Here is an 18,957-nt window from a genome sequence, read left to right on the forward strand (position 1 = left end):
ATCCTTGGGCATGCAGTCAAGCAACGATCGGTCCCGCCGCGCCGGGGGTGGTCCCGACGGCGGGACCGACCACGGCGCAGTGCCGGGCAGGGCCTACGTCGAGACGGCCCCCGGCCCGCGGTACGACGGCCCGCGGTACGACGACCCGTGGTACGACGCGCTCGCCTCCGGCTGGGGCGAGTCGGACGGCCCCGGGGCCACCGTGCCGGCCCCGTCGCCGGTGCGCCGGGAGACGGCGGGGGAGCCGTCCCGGGCCGCGGCCGACGTGTACCTGGAGGTCCAGCGGAGCGCGGCCTTCCAGGAAGTCCGCCGCCGGTACCGGAGGTTCGTCGTCCCGGCGGTCGCCGCCTTCCTCCTGTGGTACGTCGCCTACGTGGTGGCCGCCACGACGGCCCCCGCCCTGATGGCCCGGCCGGTGGCCGGCGCGGTGAACGTGGCGATGGTCGCCGGGCTCGGCCAGTTCCTCACCACGTTCCTGCTCACCTGGGCCTACGCGCGGCACGCCCGGCTGCGCAGGGACCGCGCCGCGCTGGAACTGCGCTGGGACACCCAGGAGCTGACGCGCGGCGTGAGAGGCGGTGCGTCGTGACGGGCGACCACCAGACGCTGGCCCTGCTGCTGTTCAGCACGTTCGTCGCCGTCACACTCGGCATCACCACATGGGTGGGCCGCCACCGGCACGGCTCGGCGGAGGAGTTCTACGCGGGCGGCCGCCTCTTCTCGCCGATGGAGAATGGTTTTGCCATCTCGGGCGACTACATGTCGGCCGCGTCGTTCCTCGGCATCTCGGGGCTCATCGCCCTCTACGGCTACGACGGCATGCTCTACTCGGTGGGCTTCCTGGTGGCCTGGCTCGTCGTCCTGTTCCTCGTCGCCGAACTCGTGCGCAACTGCGGGCGGTTCACCCTCGCCGACGTCGTGGCCGCCCGGATGCGGGAGCGGCCGGTGCGGATCGCGGCCGGGATCTCCTCGGTCACCGTCTCCGTCCTGTACCTGGTGGCGCAGATGGTGGGCGCGGGCAGCCTGGTCGCGCTGCTGCTGGGCGGGACGAGCGAGGCGGCGCGGACGTGGACCGTCATCGGCGTCGGCGCCCTCATGGTGATCTACGTGTCGCTGGGCGGGATGCGCGCCACCACCTGGATCCAGATCGTCAAGGCGGTCCTGCTGCTCGGCGGCACCGTGGCGCTGACCGCGCTCGTCCTGGTGCGCTTCCACGGCGACGTCGACCGGCTGCTGCGCACGGCGGCGGAGCGCAGCGGCCACGGTGAGGCGTTTCTCGCGCCCGGTCTGGCCTACGGCGGGGACTGGGTCTCCCGCTTCGACTTCATCAGTCTGGGGCTCGCCCTGGTGCTGGGCACGGCCGGACTGCCGCACATCCTGTCCCGCTTCTACACGGTGCCCACCGCCCGGGCGGCCCGGCGGTCCGTGGTCTGGTCGATCGGTCTCATCGGCGGCTTCTACCTGATGACCATCGTGCTGGGATTCGGTGCCGCCGCCCTGGTCGGCCCGGACACCGTACGCGCGTCCAACGCCGCCGGGAACACGGCGGTGCCGCTGCTCGCCCTGGACCTCGGCGGCGGCGCGCAGTCCACCGGCGGGACGGTCCTGTTCGCGGTCGTCGCCGCCGTCGCGTTCGCCACCATCCTCGCGGTGGTGGCCGGCATCACCCTGGCCTCCTCGGCGTCCGTGGCCCACGACCTGTACGCCTCCCTGCGGCGTCGCCACTCCAAGCCGCGCAGCGAGGTCGCCGTGGCGCGGGTCGCCTCCGTCGGCATCGGCGCGGTCGCCATCGGGCTGGGTCTCCTCGCCCGCGACCTCAACGTCGCCTTCCTGGTGGGCCTCGCCTTCGCCGTGGCCGCCTCCGCAAACCTGCCCGTGCTGCTCTACTCGCTGTTCTGGCGCGGCTTCACCACCCGGGGCGCGGTGTGGGCGGTCTACGGCGGTCTGGTGCCGTCCGTGGTGCTCGTGCTGCTGTCCCCGGTGGTCTCCGGCAGTCCGCAGTCGCTCTTTCCCGGCCTCGACCTCCAGTACTTCCCGCTTCAGAACCCCGGCCTCGTCTCGATCCCGCTGGGCTTCCTCGCGGGCTGGCTGGGCACCGTCACCTCCCCGGAGCCCCCGGACGAGGCCAAGCACGCCGAGACCGAGGTGCGGTCGCTGACCGGGGCGGGGGCCGTGTAGGAGCGGCGACGCCCCCGGAGCCTCGGAGCCCCGGTGCCGGGCTGTCGCTCAGGTGCGGGTCGCCCACGCGTAACGGTGCTCGGGGCGGCCCGCCTCGCCGTACTTCAGTGTCAGTACGGCGCGTCCGGTGCGTTCCAGGAGCTTCAGATAGCGCTGCGCGGTCTGGCGGCTCACCCCGGTCCGTTCGGCGATCTCCTGGGCGGAGAGCGGCCCGTCGGCCTTCAGCAGGCACTGGCGCACCAGTTCGGCGGTGGTGGGGGAGTGCCCCTTGGGCAGCCCGGGCTCGGACGGTGCAGACAGGGCGCCGAAGATCCGGTCGACCTCGGCCTGTTCCGCCTCGCCGCCCCCGTCGAGCGTGCGGCGCAGCTCCGCGTACGCCTCCAGCTTGGCGCGCAGACCGGCGAAGGCGAACGGTTTCACCAGGTACTGGAGAGCGCCCTGCCGCATCGCCGCCTGCACGGTCGACACGTCGCGGGCGGCCGTCACCATGATCACGTCGGTCTGGAGTCCACGCCGCCGCATCTCCTGGACGACCTCCAGACCGGTCCGGTCGGGCAGATGGTGGTCCAGCAGGATCAGGTCCACGCGGGGCAGTCTCTGCGCGGCATCCAGTGCCTCCAGCGCGCTGTGCGCCTGACCGGCGACGTGGAAGCCCGGCACCTTCTCGACGTAGGCGGCGTTGACGCGCGCGACCCGCGTGTCGTCGTCCACGACCAGGACCTCGATCATCGGGACTCCTTCTCGGCAGCGGTGGTCACGGGGGCGGCGGGGGCGGACTCGGGGGCCAGTGCCCGTTCCGGTGCCTGTTCGGGTGCCGGTCCCGGTTCCGTTTCCGGCTCCGCTTCCGGCTCAGTGAGGGCCTCCGGCAGGGCCACGACGAACTCCGCGCCCCCGCCGTACGCCTCCCCGACGGTCGCCGTGCCGCCCTGCCGCTCGGCCAGGCGTCGCACCAGCGGGAGTCCGATGCCCCGCTCGCGGTGGGCCGGCGGCTCCTTGGTGGACCAGCCCGTCGTGAAGACCAGCTCACGGTGGTCCGCGGGAATGCCGGGGCCCGTGTCGCGCACCGTGAGCGTGGCGGCGCGCCCTTCGGCCCGCAGCTCGACCTCCACGCGCGCGTGCGGCGTCCCGGCGGTGGCGTCGAGGGCGTTGTCGACCAGGTTGCCGACGATCGTGACGAGGCCACCGGGATCGATCAGGCGGTCCGGCAGCAGCGTCCGGTCCGAGACCCAAAGGACGACGCCGCGTTCGGCCGCGACGGTCGCCTTGCCGACCAGCAGGGCGGCGACCAGGGGGTCCCGGATCCGCTCGGTGATCTGTTCCGCGGTGACCCGGTGGTCGCCGACCACCTCGCCGACGAACTCCACGGCGTCGTCGTACATCTCCAGTTCCAGCAGACCCAGCAGGGTGTGCATGCGGTTCGCGTGCTCGTGGTCCTGTGCGCGGAGCGCGTCGATCAGGCCGCGCGTGGAGTCCAGTTCCCGGCCGAGCTGCTCCAGCTCGGTGCGGTCGCGCAGCGTGGCCACGGCACCGCCGTCGTCGGTGGGCATCCGGTTGGTGACCAGTACCCGCTGGCCGCGCACGGTCAGCAGGTCGGTGCCGGTCACCCTGCCCGCCAGGACGTCGGCCGTGCGCCCCGCGCCGAGCACCTCGTCGGGGAAGCCGCCGACGGCTTCGCCGCCGATGCCCAGCAGGCGCTGCGCCTCGTCGTTGAGCAGGCGCACCCGGCCCCCGCGGTCGAGGGCGACGACCCCCTCCCGGATGCCGTGCAGCATGGCCTCGCGCTCCGCCAGCAGCCCCGCGATGTCCGAGAAGGCCAGGTCCCGGGTCTGCCGCTGCACCCGGCGCGAGATGATCCAGGACGCCAGGGCGCCGACGGCGAGCGCGCCGCCGGCGTACGCGAACAGGCCGGGGATGGCGTGGATCAGCCGGGCCCGCACGCTGTCGTACGCGATGCCTACCGAGACCGCCCCCACGATCTCGCCGTCGTCGTCGCGGAGGGGCACCTTGCCGCGGGCGGAGCGGCCCAGCGTGCCGTTGTCGATCTCCATGACCTCGCGTCCGGCCAGGGCCTGACCCGGGTCGGTCGAGACGACCTGGCCGATCCGCTCCGGGTCGGTGTGCGACCAGCGGACGCCGTCGCGGTCCATCACGACGACGTACTCCGCCTTGGTGGCCCTGCGGACCCGCTCCGCCTCCTCCTGCACCGGCCCGTCCGCCGCCGGCCGGGTGGTCCGCAGGTCCCTCACGACCTGCGGTTGCTGCGCGGTGGTCTGCGCGATCGCCAGGGCACGGCGCATCGCCTGGTCGTCCAGCTGGTCGCCGAGCGGCGCCAGGAACAGCCCGGTCGCGAGCACGGTGACGCCCGCGGCGATCGCCACCTGCATCAGCAGCACCTGCGAGAACACCCGTCGCGGCAGGCCCAGGCGCAGTCGGCGTGCGGAGGGAGTGGAGCTCATGGCCACGACGGTACGTGGGCCCGCCGGCCGGCCGTAGCGGGGTGTGGTGTGTATCTCCCCGGCGACGGCGACGGCGGGCACCGCGCCGGGCGGACCGGTGGATCTCCCGGCGTCAGCTCGCCAGCGCCGCCGCGGGTGCCGGCAGCGCGCGCACCGCCGTGACCTCCATCCGCGCGGGCGAGCCCAGTACCGCCGCTCCGCAGCTCTCCGGGCGCGGTGGCGCCGAGGCCCCCTGCACGACGGTGACCCGCCAGCGCCGGCCGTCCGAGTGGGCCAGGGTCACCTCCCAGCGCGGTGCGGCGCCGTCCGTCCGTACGACCGTCAGTGCCTGGGCCGCGTCCTCGGCGACGGCCGACCGCAGGGCCAGCTCGGCCGCCTGGCCGGGGCGCTCCCAGGCGGAGTTCCCACGACAGCCCTCCACGACGATCCGGTCCTCCCGCGCCCGGTGCAGGATCTCCTTGACGGCGTGCGCCTGGACCCGGCCGTAGACGTAGCCGTGCGGCAGTACGAGCACGGTCGGCGAGAAGCGGTGGCCTCCCAGGTGCGTGACCTCCCAGACGCCGTCGGTTCCGGAGGCGGCGACTTCGGCCGCGAGCGGCCTGCCGAGGAGCGCGCAGCACCGGTCGCGCTTGCCGTTGGTGCAGACGAGTGCGAGCGGATCGCCCCGGTGGGGGCCGCCGCCCAGCACGGAGTCGAAGGCGTGGCGGTCGCCCCGGCCGAGTGCCGCGAGATCGAGGTCGAGCAGTCGGCGTGGGTCCTCGACCGTGGCGCCGTGCAGCCAGACGTTCCCCGGTACGGTGTGGGCCGCGTACACCCTGCGTTCGGCGGACGTGCCCCGGTCCGCGTGGCGTCCGGGGCGGCGGATGAGCGCGACGCGTACGCCCGTCCCCTTCGCCGCCGCGTCGAGGGCGCGCCCCAGTGCGGGGTCCAGGTGGCTCGCGGTGAGCGCCTTGGCGCCCCACGGGCCGGGCTGTTCGAGCAGCAACCAGGTCCTCGCGACGGGTGCGGTGCCCGAAAGGGGCTCGTCGAGGTCCCAGGAGACGGTTGAGCACGTACTCACAGAGGTGAGCCTAACCTGACTTGGGCCACGGCGACTTTCCACCGCGCCTGGACGCTACTCCGGTAGGGGGCGTGGCGGCCTGGGACCGGAGTACAGCCCGCTCGGCCGCATCCGCAGGGGGCGCTCCCCGTACTCCTCCAGGGCATGGGCGATCCAGCCCGCCGTACGGGCCACGGCGAAGATCGTCTCGGCCGCGGTGGATGCCATGCCGGACGACGCGGTGAGCACGGCGAGCGCGAGGTCGACGTTGGCGTGCAACGGGGTGTGGCGGGCGGCGGTGGCCTGGACGTCCCTGGCCGCCGCGAGCGCGGGCGCCGCCCGGGGGATGTCCTCCAGGAGCGCGAACAGGGCACGCGCGCGTGGGTCCTCACCGGGATAGAGCCGGTGGCCGAGCCCCGGGACACGCCGGCCTGCCCGCAGCTCCTCCGCGACCACCGGGGCCGCGCTGCCCAGGTCGAGAACCTCCAGCAGCATCCGGTGGGCGAGGCCCCCGGCGGCGCCGTGCAGCGGTCCCTCGATCACCCCGAGCCCGGCGGACACGGCGGCATAGGCGTGGGCCCGCGCCGACGCGGCGACGCGCACCGCGAGCGTGGAGGCCGCCAGATCGTGGTCGGCGAGGAGGCAGAGCGCCGCGTCGAGGGCGCGCAGCGTCGGTGCGTCGGCCTCCAGCCCGCTGAGCCGGGTCCACAGGCGGTGGGCGATCGGGGCCCGGTCGTCTCCGTCGCGCAGTACGGGGGGCAGCGCCGCGACGAGGGTGGGGATGAGGGTGCGCGCCGTGCCCAGCACCGCGTCCTCGGCCAGGTCGAAGCGGAGCGGGTCCGTGACCGCCGCGGCGATCGCCGCCACCCGGAGGCGGTCGGCGGGGCCGGCGTGCTCGGGCAGGGCGTCGACGGCCCGGCGTGCGGCGGCCGTGGAGGACTCCGGGGCCGAGAAGGCGGCGCCGCGACGCAACTGCCCGGTCCAGAGCCACTCGGCCACCTCCTCGTAGGTGTGGCGGGCGGACAGTTCGACCGCGTCGACGCCCCGGTAGTAGTACCGGTCGCTCTCGATGAGTGTGAGACGCGTGCGCACCGTCAGCTCCTGGCCGGCCGCCGACGCCGCGGAGGTGCCGGCGTCGCGCCGGTTGCGCCGGGCGAGGGCCCGGACCTCGTCGGCGTCGAAGGTGCTGCCCCGGCCGCCGGGTGTGCGCCGGCTGCCGAGCTGGCCCCGGCTGACGTACGCGTACACGGTCTCGGGCTTCACCCCGAGCAGTTCGGCCGCCTCCCGGGTGGTCAGACGCCGTTCGGCGGCGGCGGGGTGGCCGGGCTCTTGATCATGCATGAGGTCACCGTAGCGATCGGAGGTGGTGGTTGTTGAGCCGTGACGGAATCACGTGTTGATTCAATCAATATTGACAGAGTATCCATCAAGTATGGACAGTGAAGTCAAGTTCGAGGAGGTAATCATGTCCGTCAACAGAACTGCGGCATCCGCACCGCCGCCCGTCGAGGTGCCGCGCGGGCTCGCCGGTGTCGTGGTGGCCGACACCGAGGTCGGCGACGTGCGAGGGATCGAGGGCTTCTACCACTACCGCCAGTACTCCGCCGTCGAGCTCGCACAGAGCCGCTGCTTCGAGGACGTATGGCATCTCCTGGTCCACGGGGAACTCCCGGACGCCCGGCGCGGTGCCGCCTTCGCCGCCGGGACCGCGGCGCTGCGGCGACTCCCCGACGCGGTGCGGGCCGCCCTGCCCGCCATCGCCGCGGCCGGTGGACGCTCCGGTCCGCTCGCCGGGATGCGCACGGGCCTGTCCCTGCTGGGCGCGGCCCAGGGCTTCGGGCCCGTGTACGACCTGTCGGCCGACCAGCGACGGGAGGACACCCTGGTGGCCGCCGCGGCCGTGCCGACCCTGCTCACCGCGCTGTACCGGTTGGGGCAGGGCCTGGAGCCGGTCGAGCCGCGCGAGGACCTGTCGTACGCCGCGAACTACCTCTACATGGTGACCGGTGAGGAGCCCGACGAGGGGCGCACGCGCGCGGTCGAGCAGTACCTGATCTCCACCATCGATCACGGGTTCAACGCGTCGACGTTCACCGCGCGGGTCATCGCGTCGACGGGCGCGGATGTCGCGGCCTGCCTGGCCGGTGCGGTGTCGGCCCTGTCCGGCCCGCTGCACGGCGGCGCGCCCAGCCGGGCGCTGGACACCCTGGACGCGATCGGCACGCCCGACCGGATCGACGGGTGGATCCGCGAGCGGGTGCTCGCCGGGGACCGCATCATGGGTTTCGGCCACGCGGTCTACCGCACGGAGGATCCGCGCTCGCGGATGCTGCGGGAGGTGGCGCAGCGGTTCGGCGGTCCGCGGGTGGAGTTCGCCGTCGAGGTGGAGCGGCAGGTCGAGGCGATCCTCGCCGAGCTGAAGCCGGGACGCGAACTGCACACCAACGTCGAGTTCTACGCGGGCGTGGTCATGGAACTGTGCGGTCTGCCCCGCGAGATGTTCACCCCCACGTTCGCGGCCGCGCGGGTGGTGGGCTGGAGCGCGAACATCCTGGAGCAGGCGTCCGACTCGAAGATCATCCGGCCGGCGGCCCGGTACGTGGGGCCGGGAGCGCCGGTCGGCGTACCGGCGGTGGCCTGAGGAACACGAGAGGCCCGGTGCCGTTCGGGCGCCAGGCCTGGTCGGGGGAGCGTCGAGCAAGGACGGGGTGCCGGGTTGCTCGCCGGTGGTGGGTCCGTGCGCGGCCGGTGGTGGGTACGGCCGAGGGCACGGTGACGTCAGGCGTCGGGGATGTCCGCCTTGGCCCGGATGAGGGTCTCCCGGCTGATGACCACGATGCGCTCGTAGTCGGCCCGGGCGGCGTCGGCGGGCAGCTCGCGCTCCAGTGCCTCGGTGGCCTCGGTGCCGATGACGGCGAAGTTGCCGTCGCTCAGTTCGAACAGGTCGGGGCAGGTGGATCCCGAGTTACTGCCCCGGGCGCTGGGAGGCACACCGATGCGGCGCACGATCTTCAAAGGTACCGGTCCTTATGAGTCTCCAGAGTGATGGCGAGCACACCGTACTGGGGTTCATGAGGCAGACGTGACGAGATGGCCGAAACTCACTCCGTCGTGTCGCGCGGGATCCGGACGCGTTGACCTGCTCGGCCCAGCCTGCGGCCCGCGCCGTCAGTCCGTCGGCGGGGTCCCCACGACCCACCATTCGTCGGTATCGGCCTCGTCGAGGTCCTGGACGAGGCCGTCGACCATGCGCCCCAGCCGGGCTTCCTCGGACGCCTCGTTGAGGGAGGCGCGCATGTGCTCGGACGCGTCCCAGTACTCCCGGAAGACGGGGCTCTGGAAGAACTCGCGCAGGATCCGGTACAGCTCCTCCCGGTCCAGCAGGCCTGCTCGGTGGCAGTGGTACAGGTAGGTGTACCAGGCGTTGGCATAGAGGAACTGACGGCGCCGGGCGGCCGGAATGCTCTTGTCGTACGTGTCGATGACCTCGGCCAGGGAAGGGTCGTCGATCGCCCTGGTCAGCAACTCCCAGTGCATGCGCTGCTGGTGCCGCAGCGCCTCGCGCCGCATCGCCGACTCCTCCAGCAGCAGTCGCCGCTCGGTCGGACGGGCCCTGTCCGGTCGCCGCTGCCGCGCGGCCGCCAGCATTCCGGCCGCGACGGAGCCGAACCTCCCCGTGATGCTTTTCCGTGTGACCATGTCAACCCCCGAATCAGGCGACCGCTCACCGGTCGTCGAGTGCGGGTCGGCTGACGGGGACCGGCGAGCGATGCGTGGTGCTGCCGCCTCCAGGGTGCCGAGCGGCGCTGATCGGCGGGGAGGCGGAGAGGAGGCGCACGGAGGGAAGCGAGGGTCGCACGGTCCGGCGCCATGCAAAACGTCTGCCCACCAAGTGCTGCTAACAATCGTTCACTCCGCGGGTACTCCGCCGGCTCGTATCCTGAGCAGGCAATTCCGTACGTGGACGTACGCCCTGCCGCGGGCCGGCGTACGCGTGGGTGAGAGAGAGGTCGCACGGTGGGGCAGCGCCCGACTCCGCAGCAGATCCCGGTGGTCGTACTCGCCGGATTCCTCGGCTCCGGAAAAACCACCCTCCTCAACCATCTCCTCCATCGCAGCGGGGGCAGCCGTATCGGCGCCGTCGTCAACGACTTCGGCTCGATCGAGATCGACGCCATGGCCGTCGCGGGCGCCCTCGGCGATTCCACCGTGTCGCTGGGCAACGGATGCCTGTGCTGTGCCGTCGACGCGAGTGAACTGGACGGGTATCTGGAGCGGCTGGCCCGGCCCGAGGCCGGGATCGACGTCATCGTCATCGAGGCCAGCGGCCTCGCCGAACCGCAGGAACTGGTGCGCATGCTGCTCGCCAGCGAGCAGTCGCGAGTCGTCTACGGCGGGCTCGTCGAGGTCGTCGACGCCGCCGAGTTCGACGACACCCGCGCCAAGCACCCCGAGATCGACCGGCACCTGGCCCTCGCCGACCTGGTCGTGGTCAACAAGACCGACCGGGCCCCCGACACCGAGCGCGTGCTCGCACTGGTGGACTCGCTCGCCGACGGCGCCGCCGTCGTGCCCGCGACCTACGGCCGGATCGACCCCGAGTTCCTCTACGACTGCCGGCCCGGCGAGGAGCGGGTGGGGCAGCTGTCCTTCGACGACCTGCACGACCATTCCGCGGGCGGCGCGCACTCCGGGCACCTGCACGCCGCCTACGACACCCTGTCGTTCGTCTCCGACCGTCCGCTCGACCCGCGCCGGCTCATGCGCTTCCTGGACAGCCGGCCCGAGGGCCTCTACCGGATCAAGGGGTACGTCGACTTCGGCCCGTACGACACGCGGAACCGGTACGCCGTCCACGCCGTCGGGCGCTTCCTGCGCTTCTACCCGGAGCCCTGGACGTCCGCCGCGGCCACCGACACCGCCGCGGCCACCGACGGCGCCGCCGTCCGCCGCACCCAGCTCGTCCTCATCGGCACCGGCATCGACGCGGCGGTCCTCGGCGAGGAACTCGACGCGTGCCGCCGGGACACCGACGCCCCACCCGCCGACGAGCACGGCATGTGGGGCGTCCTGCGCTACGTGCCGGACCCCGACGGCGAGGAACCGTCCTCCGGCGCGCCCTAGACCGGGCCCGCCACCACCGACACCGTCTTCGGCAGCGACACGCCCGAGCCGTCACGGCGCGGGTCGATTTCCGGGAGCTGGGCCGGTGTGCCGTTCTTCTGCGCGGCGAGGGCCGGGACGGCACCCGCCCAGGCGAAGGCCAGGCAGTCCTCGCCCTTCAGGAACCGCTGGCAGCGCACACCGCCCGTGGCGCGGCCCTTGCGCGGATACTGGTCGAACGGCGTCAGCTTGGCCGTGGTCTGCACGGAGTCGTCCAGCGTGCCGCGCGATCCGGCCACCGTGAAGACCACCGCGTCCGCCGCCGGATCCACCGCCGTGAACGAGATGACCTTGGCGCCGTCGGCGAGCTTGACGCCCGCCACCCCGCCCGCCGGACGGCCCTGCGGCCGGACCTGCGAGGCCTGGTAGCGCAGCAGCTGGGCGTCGTCCGTGATGAAGACCAGGTCCTCGTCACCGGTGCGCAACTCGACCCCGCCGACGATGCGGTCGCCCTCCCTGAGGGAGATGACCTCCAGCTCGTCCTTGTGGGACGGGTAGTCGGGCACCACCCGCTTGACGACGCCCTGTTCCGTGCCGAGCGCGAGCCCCGGCGAGGACTCGTCCAGCGTGGTGAGGCAGACGACGTCCTCGTCGTCGTCCAGGGACACGAACTCCGCCAGCGGCGCGCCGCCCGCGAGGTTCGGCGTCGGCATGGCCTCCGGGAGCTGGGGGAGGTCCACCACGTTCACCCGCAGCAGGCGGCCGGCGGTCGTCACCACGCCCACCTCGCCGCGTGCGGTGGCCGGCACCGCGGAGACGATCAGGTCGTGCTTGACCCGCTTGGCCCCCGCCTCCGTGACCAGGGGCTCACCGTTCGCCGTGCGGGCCAGCAGCCCCGTCGACGACAGCAGCACCCGGCACGGGTCGTCCGCCACCTGGAGCGGCACGGCGGCGACCGGGGCGCCGCCCGACTCCAGCAGCGTCGTGCGGCGGTCGGTGCCGAACTTCTTCGCCACCGCCGCCAGTTCGGCCGAGACCAGCTTGCGCAGCTCCGCGTCCGAGTCGAGGATCCGGGTCAGCTCCTCGATCTCCGCGTTCAGCCGGTCCTTCTCGGACTCCAGCTCGATGCGGTCGTACTTGGTGAGCCGGCGCAGCGGCGTGTCCAGGATGTACTGCGTCTGGACGTCGCTCAGCGCGAAGCGCTCCATCAGCCGCTGCTTGGCCTGCGCGGAGTTCTCGCTGGAGCGGATGAGACGGATGACCTCGTCGATGTCGACCAGGGCGGTGAGCAGGCCCTCCACCAGGTGCAGCCGGTCGCGCTTCTTGCTGCGGCGGAACTCGCTGCGGCGCCTGACGACGGTGAACCGGTGGTCGAGATAGACCTCCAGCAGTTCCTTGAGGCCCAGGGTGAGCGGCTGGCCGTCCACCAGGGCGACGTTGTTGATGCCGAAGGACTCCTCCATGGCCGTCAGCTTGTAGAGCTGCTCCAGGACCGCCTCCGGCACGAAGCCGTTCTTGATCTCGATGACCAGGCGCAGCCCGTGAGCGCGGTCGGTGAGGTCCTTGACGTCCGCGATCCCCTGGAGCTTCTTCGAGCCGACCAGGTCCTTGATCTTCGAGATGACCTTCTCGGGGCCGACCGCGAAGGGCAGCTCGGTGACGACGAGGCCCTTGCGGCGGGCCGTCACCGTCTCCACGGACACCGTCGCGCGGATCTTGAACGTGCCGCGGCCCGTCTCGTACGCGTCCCGGATGCCGGGCAGGCCGACGATGCGTCCGCCGGTCGGCAGGTCGGGACCCGGCACGTGCTTCATCAGCGCGTCCAGGTCGGCGTTCGGGTTCCGGATCAGGTGCCGGGCCGCCGCGATCACCTCGCGCAGGTTGTGCGGCGGCATGTTGGTGGCCATGCCGACCGCGATGCCCGAGGCGCCGTTGACCAGCAGGTTCGGGAAAGCGGCGGGCAGCGCCACCGGTTCCTGCTCCTGGCCGTCGTAGTTGGGGGCGAAGTCGACGGTGTCCTCGTCGATGGACTCCGTCATCAGGCCGGCGGCCTCGGCCATCCGGCACTCGGTGTACCGCATGGCGGCCGGCGGGTCGTCGTTGCCCAGCGAGCCGAAGTTGCCGTGGCCGTCCACCAGGGGCACGCGCATCGAGAACGGCTGGGCCATGCGCACCAGCGCGTCGTAGATCGACGCGTCGCCGTGCGGGTGCAGCTTGCCCATGACCTCGCCGACGACGCGGGCGCACTTCACGTAACCGCGCTCGGGCCGCAGACCCATCTCGTTCATCTGGTAGACGATGCGCCGGTGCACCGGCTTGAGGCCGTCGCGGGCGTCCGGCAGCGCACGGGAGTAGATGACCGAGTACGCGTACTCGAGGAAGGAGCCCTGCATCTCGTCGACGACGTCGATGTCGAGGATCTTCTCCTCGTACGTGTCGTCGGGCGGCGGGGTCTTCGTACTACGGCGGGCCATCGCTGCCGGCTCCTTGCTGAAGCGTGAACGGTGATCTGACGCCGTCCATTGTGGACTGCGGCACTGACAGCGACCGACCAGGACCCGTCACGGGCTGCCGGCCCGGCGCTGCCCGCAGGGTACGCCCTCGTCCCGCGGCACCGTCCGCGCAGCCGTCCCCGGCGGCCCGTCAACCGCGTTCTCGCTCTCGGCGTACGAGGTCCGGGAACCGAGCCGGTGGCCCGCACGCTTGCATACAGTGGCAGGATCGGCGGAATTCCGCAGTTCCGCCCACTGATTCCACCCGGTGGTTCACCCAGTGATCCCACCAGACATCTCGCGATCGAAGGGACGTACATGCCCATGGGTCACACGGCCACAGCCCAGGCAGACTCCGGCGGCCTGACAGCGACCGAGCACCGCCTGGCCAACGGCCTGCGCGTGGTGCTCTCCGAGGACCACCTGACCCCGGTCGCGGCGGTGTGCCTCTGGTACGACGTCGGCTCGCGCCACGAGGTCAAGGGACGCACCGGCCTGGCTCACCTTTTCGAGCACCTCATGTTCCAGGGCTCCGCTCAGGTCAAGGGCAACGGCCACTTCGAGCTGGTGCAGGGCGCCGGCGGCTCGCTCAACGGCACCACCAGCTTCGAGCGGACCAACTACTTCGAGACCATGCCCGCCCACCAGCTGGAGCTCGCCCTCTGGCTGGAGGCCGACCGCATGGGTTCCTTGTTGGCAGCCCTGGACGAGGAGTCCATGGAGAACCAGCGGGACGTCGTCAAGAACGAACGCCGCCAGCGCTACGACAACGTCCCCTACGGCACGGCCTTCGAGAAGCTGACCGCCCTCGCCTACCCGGAGGGCCACCCCTACCACCACACCCCGATCGGCTCGATGGCCGACCTGGACGCGGCGACCCTGGAGGACGCGCGCGCGTTCTTCCGCACCTACTACGCGCCGAACAACGCGGTGCTGTCGGTCGTCGGCGACATCGACCCCGAGCAGACGCTCGCCTGGGTCGAGAAGTACTTCGGCTCCATCGCCTCGCACGACGGCAAGCAGCCGCCCCGGGACGGCACGCTGCCGGACGTCATGGGCGGGCAGTTGCGCGAGGTCGTCGAGGAGGAGGTCCCCGCGCGTGCGCTGATGGCGGCGTACCGCCTGCCGGAGGACGGCACGCGCGCGTGCGACGCGGCCGACCTGGCCCTGACCGTGCTGGGCGGCGGCGAGTCGTCCCGCCTCTACAACCGGCTGGTGCGCCGCGACCGCACGGCCGTCGCCGCCGGATTCGGCCTGCTGCGGCTCGCGGGGGCGCCCTCGCTGGGGTGGCTGGACGTGAAGACGTCCGGTGACGTCGAGGTGCCGGTCATCGAGACCGCCGTCGACGAGGAGCTGGCCCGCTTCGCCGACGAGGGCCCCACGGCCGAGGAGATGGAGCGCGCCCAGGCCCAGCTGGAGCGCGAGTGGCTGGACCGCCTGGGCACGGTCGCCGGCCGCGCCGACGAACTGTGCCGGTACGCCGTCCTGTTCGGCGACCCGCAGCTCGCCCTCACCGCCGTGCGGCGGGTGCTCGAGGTGACCGCGGAGGAGGTCCAGGAGGTCGCCAAGGCCCGCCTGCGCCCCGACAACCGCGCGGTGCTCGTCTACGAGCCCACCGCACCCGCCGACGAGACCGACGCCGGGACGACCGACGCCGGCGCCACCGACGAGAACGAGGAGGCGGCCAAGTGACCGAGCTCGCCACCATGGACTTCCACGCGCAGCCGCAGGCCGGCGAGCCCAAGCCCTGGGCGTTCCCGGCCCCCGAGCGCGGCAGCCTCGCCAACGGCCTCACCGTGCTGCGCTGCCACCGCCCCGGCCAGCAGGTCGTCGCCGTCGAGGTGCTCCTCGACGCGCCCCTGGACGCCGAACCGGCCGGTCTCGACGGCGTCGCCACCATCATGGCGCGCGCCTTCTCCGAGGGCACCGACAAGCACTCCGCCGAGGACTTCGCCGCCGAGCTGGAGCGCTGCGGCGCCACCCTGGACGCGCACGCCGACCACCCCGGTGTCCGGCTGAGCCTGGAGGTGCCCGCCTCGCGCCTCGCCAAGGCCCTCGGCCTGCTCGCCGACGCCCTCAGGGCGCCCGCCTTCGCCGACGGCGAGGTCGAACGGCTGGTGCGCAACCGGCTCGACGAGATCCCGCACGAGCTGGCCAACCCCGCCCGCCGCGCCGCCAAGGAGCTCTCCAAGGAGCTGTTCCCGGCCGACGCGCGCATGTCCCGCCCGCGCCAGGGCACCGAGGAGACGGTCGCGGCCGTCGACGCGGCGGCCGTACGGGCCTTCTACGAACGGCACGTACGCCCCGCCACGGCCACCGCCGTGGTCGTCGGCGACCTCACCGGTGTCGACCTCGACGCCCTGCTCGGCGACACCCTCGGCGCGTGGACCGGTTCGACGGCCGAGCCGCGCCCCGTGCCCCCGGTGACCGCCGACGACCGTGGCCGGGTCGTCATCGTCGACCGCCCCGGCGCCGTCCAGACGCAGCTGCTGATCGGCCGCACCGGCGCCGACCGGCACGACCGCGTGTGGCCCGCGCAGGTGCTCGGCACCTACTGCCTCGGCGGCACCCTCACCTCGCGCCTGGACCGCGTCCTGCGCGAGGAGAAGGGCTACACCTACGGCGTCCGGGCGTTCGGCCAGGTCCTGCGCTCCGCGCCGGACGGCACGGGCGCCGCGATGCTCGCCATCAGCGGCTCCGTCGACACGCCCAACACGGGTCCCGCGCTCGACGACCTGTGGACGGTGCTGCGCAAGCTCGCCGCCGAGGGGCTCACCGACGCCGAGCGCGACGTGGCCGTGCAGAACCTGGTGGGCGTGGCACCGCTGAAGTACGAGACGGCGGCGGCCGTGGCGGACACGCTCGCCGACCAGGTCGAGCAGCACCTGCCCGACGACTTCCAGGCGACGCTCTACCGTCAACTGGCCGCCACGGGCACCGTGGAGGCCACGGCCGCGGTCGTGAACGCCTTCCCGGTGGACCGCCTCGTGACGGTCCTCGTCGGCGACGCGGCGCAGATCAAGGCGCCCGTCGAGGCCCTCGGCATCGGTGAAGTCACCGTGGTGGCCGCCGAGTAGCGGCACGCGCGCGCGGCAGCCCTGGTGACCGGAGTGTCACCAGGGCTGCCGTATGTCCGGATTGGGGCAGTGGTTGCCCGTCTGCCCTGTGGCGTGCGCTACAAAAAGCCTGTTGCGTTTGAGGATTGATCGCAGCCGCGTTTAGCGTCTTCCGGGCTGTTCGTCAGGCAGTGCGCCGCATCCGCGGCACCGGACAGTCATCGCCGAGTCCCCGTACGGCGCGAGCCAGGGGAGCCGGGGACCCATCGCAGTCCCTGGGGTGAATCGGACGCCCGCGCGCACCGCGAGGGGGTCCGTAGGAGACCTTCCACCTCCGAACCCGTCAGCTAACCCGGTAGGCGAGAGGGAAGGAAAGGACAAGCCCTACATGGCGTTCACGCGCGCCACCGGGAAGCACCGCCGTACCGGCCGGGTGCACCGCACCACCGCCCGCGCGGCGGGAGTCGCGGCCCTCGCCACCACCGGCGTCGTCGGCACCCTCGCGGCTCCGGCGCTCGCCGCCGAGGCCGAGGTGGAGCAGAGCGGGATCACCCCGGTCGTCACCATCGGCGACGCCATAGCCGACGAGATCGACGCCCAGGCCGTCGCCCAGCAGCAGGCGGCCGTGGACGCCGCCGCCCGCGAGGCGGCCCGGGAAGCGGCCCGCGAGCGGGCGGCCGAGGCGGCCAAGGAGGCGCGCGAGGCCAAGGAGCGCGCCGCGCGGGAGGCGGAGCGCGAGCGCCTCAACACCTTCGTCGCGCCGATCACCGCCTCCTACGTCTCCACCGCGTACCGGGCCGGCAGCTCCCTGTGGTCCTCCGGCAGTCACACCGGCATCGACTTCCACGCCTCCAGCGGCACGTCCGTGCACTCCGTCGGCGTCGGCACCGTCGTCGAGGCCGGCTGGGGCGGCGCGTACGGCAACCAGGTGGTGATCCGGATGCACGACGGCACGTACACGCAGTACGGGCACCTGTCGTCGATCGGTGTCTCGGTCGGCCAGTCGGTCGATCCCGGCCAGCAGATCGGCGTCTCGGGTGCCACCGGCAACGTCACCGGACCGCACCTGCACTTCGAGGCCCGTACGAGCCCCGAGTACGGCTCGGACATGGACCCCGTCGCCTACCTCCGCTCCCACGGCGTGAACATCTGACAGCCGCACCAGAAAAGCCCCGACTCCTTGATTCGGGGCTTTTCGCATTCCCTATTCGCTTGATTGGCCTAGAGTCACTGAAAAAGCGTCCATCGTCGACGTTTCAGGGATCAAGGCGGAGGTCGGTCATGCGTATTCCGGCGCATTCTGTGTGCACGGCGATCCGGGACGACATCGTCGCCGGCGTCCACGGTCGCGGGAGCCGGCTCACCGAGGAAATCCTCGCCCGCCGTTACGGCGTCTCGCGCGTCCCCGTCCGCGAGGCCCTGCGCACGCTGGAGGCGGAGGGTTTCGTGGTGACCCGGCGGCACGCGGGCGCGTGCGTCGCGGAACCGACCGAACGGGAGGCCGCCGACCTGCTGGAGACCCGCGCACTCCTGGAACCGCTCGGTGCCTCCCGGGCCGCCCGGCGGCGCACCGAGGCCCACCTCAGGGTGTTGCGCGGCCTGGTCAGGCTGGGGCGGGAGCGGGCCGGGCAGGGGACCGGCGAGGACCTGCGCCCGCTGGACGGCTGGTTCCACGAGACCCTCGCCCGGGCGGCCGGCAGCCCCTCCCTGGCGGCGCTGCTGACCCAGCTGCGCCAGAAGATCGCCTGGATGTACGTCCAGGAGGCCCCGGCCGGGCCAGTGGAGCACTGGGCGGAGCACGGCGCGATCGTCGACGCGGTGGCCCGGGGCGACAGTGACCGCGCGCGGGCGCTCATGACCCTCCACACCGAACGGTCGGCGTCGGCGTACCGGCTGCGATTCGTCTCCGGCGGCGGGCGGACGGAGCGTGTGAGGAATGCGCAACATTCCGTAAACACGGCGGGGCTGCCGAAGTAACACGCGTGCCGTACAAAAGGACGGGGAATTCCGGACCGCTATTTCTGTCGCCCGGAAGAGGGTGTCCGGAAGAGAGTGTCTGAAACGCAGCACCCGGAAGGGGTCGCCCGAAAAGGAACGCCCTGAAGGGATCCTCCGGAAGGGAAAAGGAGAAAGGCCCGCCCGGTGGTACCGGCGGGCCTTTCGGTGGTGCTGTGGTGCTGTGGTGCTGTCCGTCGGGATCAGACCGTCTCGGGAAGCTCCTCGAGCCCCTCGGCGACCAGCTTCGCCAGCCGGTCCAGGGCTGCCTCCGCGCCCTCGGCGTCGGAGGCGAGGACGATCTCCTCGCCGCCCTGGGCGCCGAGGCCGAGGACGGCCAGCATGGAGGCCGCGTTGACGGGGGACCCGTCGGCCTTGGCGATCGTCACCGGGACGCCTGTGGCCGTGGCGGCTCGGACGAAGATGGAGGCGGGGCGGGCGTGGAGACCCTCGGCCCAGCCGACGTTGACGCGGCGCTCAGCCATGTGATGCTGCCCTTCAGGTGTTCAGAGGGGTTGAGGTTGTCTAGACCAGGTTGTCTAGACCAGTTTCCCACATCGTGAAGCGAGCCGGGACGGCCGTGCGCGCCGTCCCGCGTGGCAGTCGGACCGCGGCCTCGGTCCGAGCTCCCGTCCTCC

The 18,957-nt window shown here is 72.6% G+C and carries 16 protein-coding genes and 1 riboswitch; of the genes, 8 read left to right on the forward strand and 8 right to left on the reverse strand.

Annotated features, from left to right (window positions below; translation table 11 throughout):
* The first annotated feature begins 10 nt into the window (after nucleotides 1-10).
* A complete protein-coding gene (locus Sco07f_RS08860; protein WP_108987471.1) occupies nucleotides 11-589 on the forward strand; it encodes a DUF485 domain-containing protein in 579 nt (192 codons plus the stop codon).
* Nucleotides 586-2,178 (forward strand): monocarboxylic acid transporter, encoded by a 1,593-nt coding sequence (locus Sco07f_RS08865; protein ID WP_108987472.1) that lies wholly within the window; start codon nucleotides 586-588, stop codon nucleotides 2,176-2,178. Before Sco07f_RS08860 ends, Sco07f_RS08865 begins: the two co-directional genes overlap by 4 nt.
* 48 nt (nucleotides 2,179-2,226) lie before the next feature.
* Here Sco07f_RS08865 and Sco07f_RS08870 read toward each other — a convergent pair whose 3' ends face one another.
* From Sco07f_RS08870 to Sco07f_RS08885, 4 genes are all read right to left on the reverse strand, one after another.
* The gene (locus Sco07f_RS08870; protein ID WP_108987473.1) at nucleotides 2,227-2,907 is read right to left on the reverse strand and encodes a response regulator; all 681 of its coding nucleotides are present in this window, start codon (nucleotides 2,905-2,907) and stop codon (nucleotides 2,227-2,229) included.
* A complete protein-coding gene (locus tag Sco07f_RS08875) occupies nucleotides 2,904-4,634 on the reverse strand; it encodes an ATP-binding protein (protein WP_108987788.1) in 1,731 nt (576 codons plus the stop codon). Before Sco07f_RS08875 ends, Sco07f_RS08870 begins: the two co-directional genes overlap by 4 nt.
* A gap of 112 nt (nucleotides 4,635-4,746) precedes the next feature.
* Nucleotides 4,747-5,694: a ferredoxin family protein gene (locus tag Sco07f_RS08880; protein WP_087789317.1), complete on the reverse strand. Its 948-nt coding sequence runs from the start codon at nucleotides 5,692-5,694 to the stop codon at nucleotides 4,747-4,749.
* Between the two features lie 54 nt (nucleotides 5,695-5,748).
* On the reverse strand, nucleotides 5,749-7,014 hold the full coding sequence (locus Sco07f_RS08885) for a citrate synthase (RefSeq protein ID WP_108987474.1): 1,266 nt from the start codon (nucleotides 7,012-7,014) through the stop codon (nucleotides 5,749-5,751).
* Between the two features lie 124 nt (nucleotides 7,015-7,138).
* Here Sco07f_RS08885 and Sco07f_RS08890 point away from each other — a divergent pair, with 124 nt between their 5' ends.
* Nucleotides 7,139-8,314 (forward strand): citrate synthase/methylcitrate synthase, encoded by a 1,176-nt coding sequence (locus Sco07f_RS08890; protein WP_108987475.1) that lies wholly within the window; start codon nucleotides 7,139-7,141, stop codon nucleotides 8,312-8,314.
* Nucleotides 8,315-8,451: 137 nt separating this feature from the next.
* On the opposite strand, the gene Sco07f_RS08895 is transcribed toward Sco07f_RS08890, so the two are convergent.
* On the reverse strand, nucleotides 8,452-8,688 hold the full coding sequence (locus tag Sco07f_RS08895; protein WP_007387735.1) for a hypothetical protein: 237 nt from the start codon (nucleotides 8,686-8,688) through the stop codon (nucleotides 8,452-8,454).
* 153 nt (nucleotides 8,689-8,841) lie between these two features.
* On the reverse strand, nucleotides 8,842-9,372 hold the full coding sequence (locus tag Sco07f_RS08900) for a DUF6082 family protein (protein WP_007387736.1): 531 nt from the start codon (nucleotides 9,370-9,372) through the stop codon (nucleotides 8,842-8,844).
* Nucleotides 9,373-9,690: 318 nt separating this feature from the next.
* Here Sco07f_RS08900 and Sco07f_RS08905 point away from each other — a divergent pair, with 318 nt between their 5' ends.
* Nucleotides 9,691-10,797, forward strand: coding sequence for a CobW family GTP-binding protein (locus Sco07f_RS08905; protein ID WP_108987476.1), 1,107 nt, complete (start codon nucleotides 9,691-9,693; stop codon nucleotides 10,795-10,797).
* On the opposite strand, the gene Sco07f_RS08910 is transcribed toward Sco07f_RS08905, so the two are convergent.
* Nucleotides 10,794-13,250 carry a DNA gyrase/topoisomerase IV subunit A gene (locus Sco07f_RS08910; protein ID WP_108987477.1) on the reverse strand — a complete coding sequence of 819 codons (2,457 nt, stop codon included), beginning with the start codon at nucleotides 13,248-13,250 and terminating at the stop codon, nucleotides 10,794-10,796. The two genes, Sco07f_RS08905 and Sco07f_RS08910, sit on opposite strands and share 4 nt — an antisense overlap.
* A gap of 336 nt (nucleotides 13,251-13,586) precedes the next feature.
* Here Sco07f_RS08910 and Sco07f_RS08915 point away from each other — a divergent pair, with 336 nt between their 5' ends.
* The 4 genes from Sco07f_RS08915 (at nucleotide 13,587) to Sco07f_RS08930 (ending at nucleotide 18,301) form a co-directional block, all read left to right on the forward strand.
* On the forward strand, nucleotides 13,587-14,960 hold the full coding sequence (locus Sco07f_RS08915; protein WP_108987478.1) for a M16 family metallopeptidase: 1,374 nt from the start codon (nucleotides 13,587-13,589) through the stop codon (nucleotides 14,958-14,960).
* Complete coding sequence (locus Sco07f_RS08920) at nucleotides 14,957-16,345, forward strand: M16 family metallopeptidase (RefSeq protein WP_087789312.1); 1,389 nt, start codon at nucleotides 14,957-14,959, stop codon at nucleotides 16,343-16,345. Before Sco07f_RS08915 ends, Sco07f_RS08920 begins: the two co-directional genes overlap by 4 nt.
* A gap of 191 nt (nucleotides 16,346-16,536) precedes the next feature.
* Nucleotides 16,537-16,701, forward strand: a riboswitch (cyclic di-AMP (ydaO/yuaA leader).
* An 11-nt stretch (nucleotides 16,702-16,712) separates the two neighbouring features.
* On the forward strand, nucleotides 16,713-17,477 hold the full coding sequence (locus Sco07f_RS08925) for a M23 family metallopeptidase (RefSeq protein ID WP_108987479.1): 765 nt from the start codon (nucleotides 16,713-16,715) through the stop codon (nucleotides 17,475-17,477).
* 128 nt (nucleotides 17,478-17,605) lie between these two features.
* Entirely contained in the window at nucleotides 17,606-18,301 is a 696-nt protein-coding gene (locus Sco07f_RS08930; RefSeq protein WP_108987480.1) for a GntR family transcriptional regulator, read from the forward strand.
* A 221-nt stretch (nucleotides 18,302-18,522) separates the two neighbouring features.
* Here Sco07f_RS08930 and Sco07f_RS08935 read toward each other — a convergent pair whose 3' ends face one another.
* Complete coding sequence (locus Sco07f_RS08935) at nucleotides 18,523-18,804, reverse strand: HPr family phosphocarrier protein (protein ID WP_007445064.1); 282 nt, start codon at nucleotides 18,802-18,804, stop codon at nucleotides 18,523-18,525.
* Nucleotides 18,805-18,957 lie beyond the last annotated feature (153 nt).

The organism is Streptomyces coelicoflavus, assembly GCF_003112555.1.
Taxonomy (GTDB): Bacteria; Actinomycetota; Actinomycetes; order Streptomycetales; family Streptomycetaceae; genus Streptomyces; species Streptomyces coelicoflavus.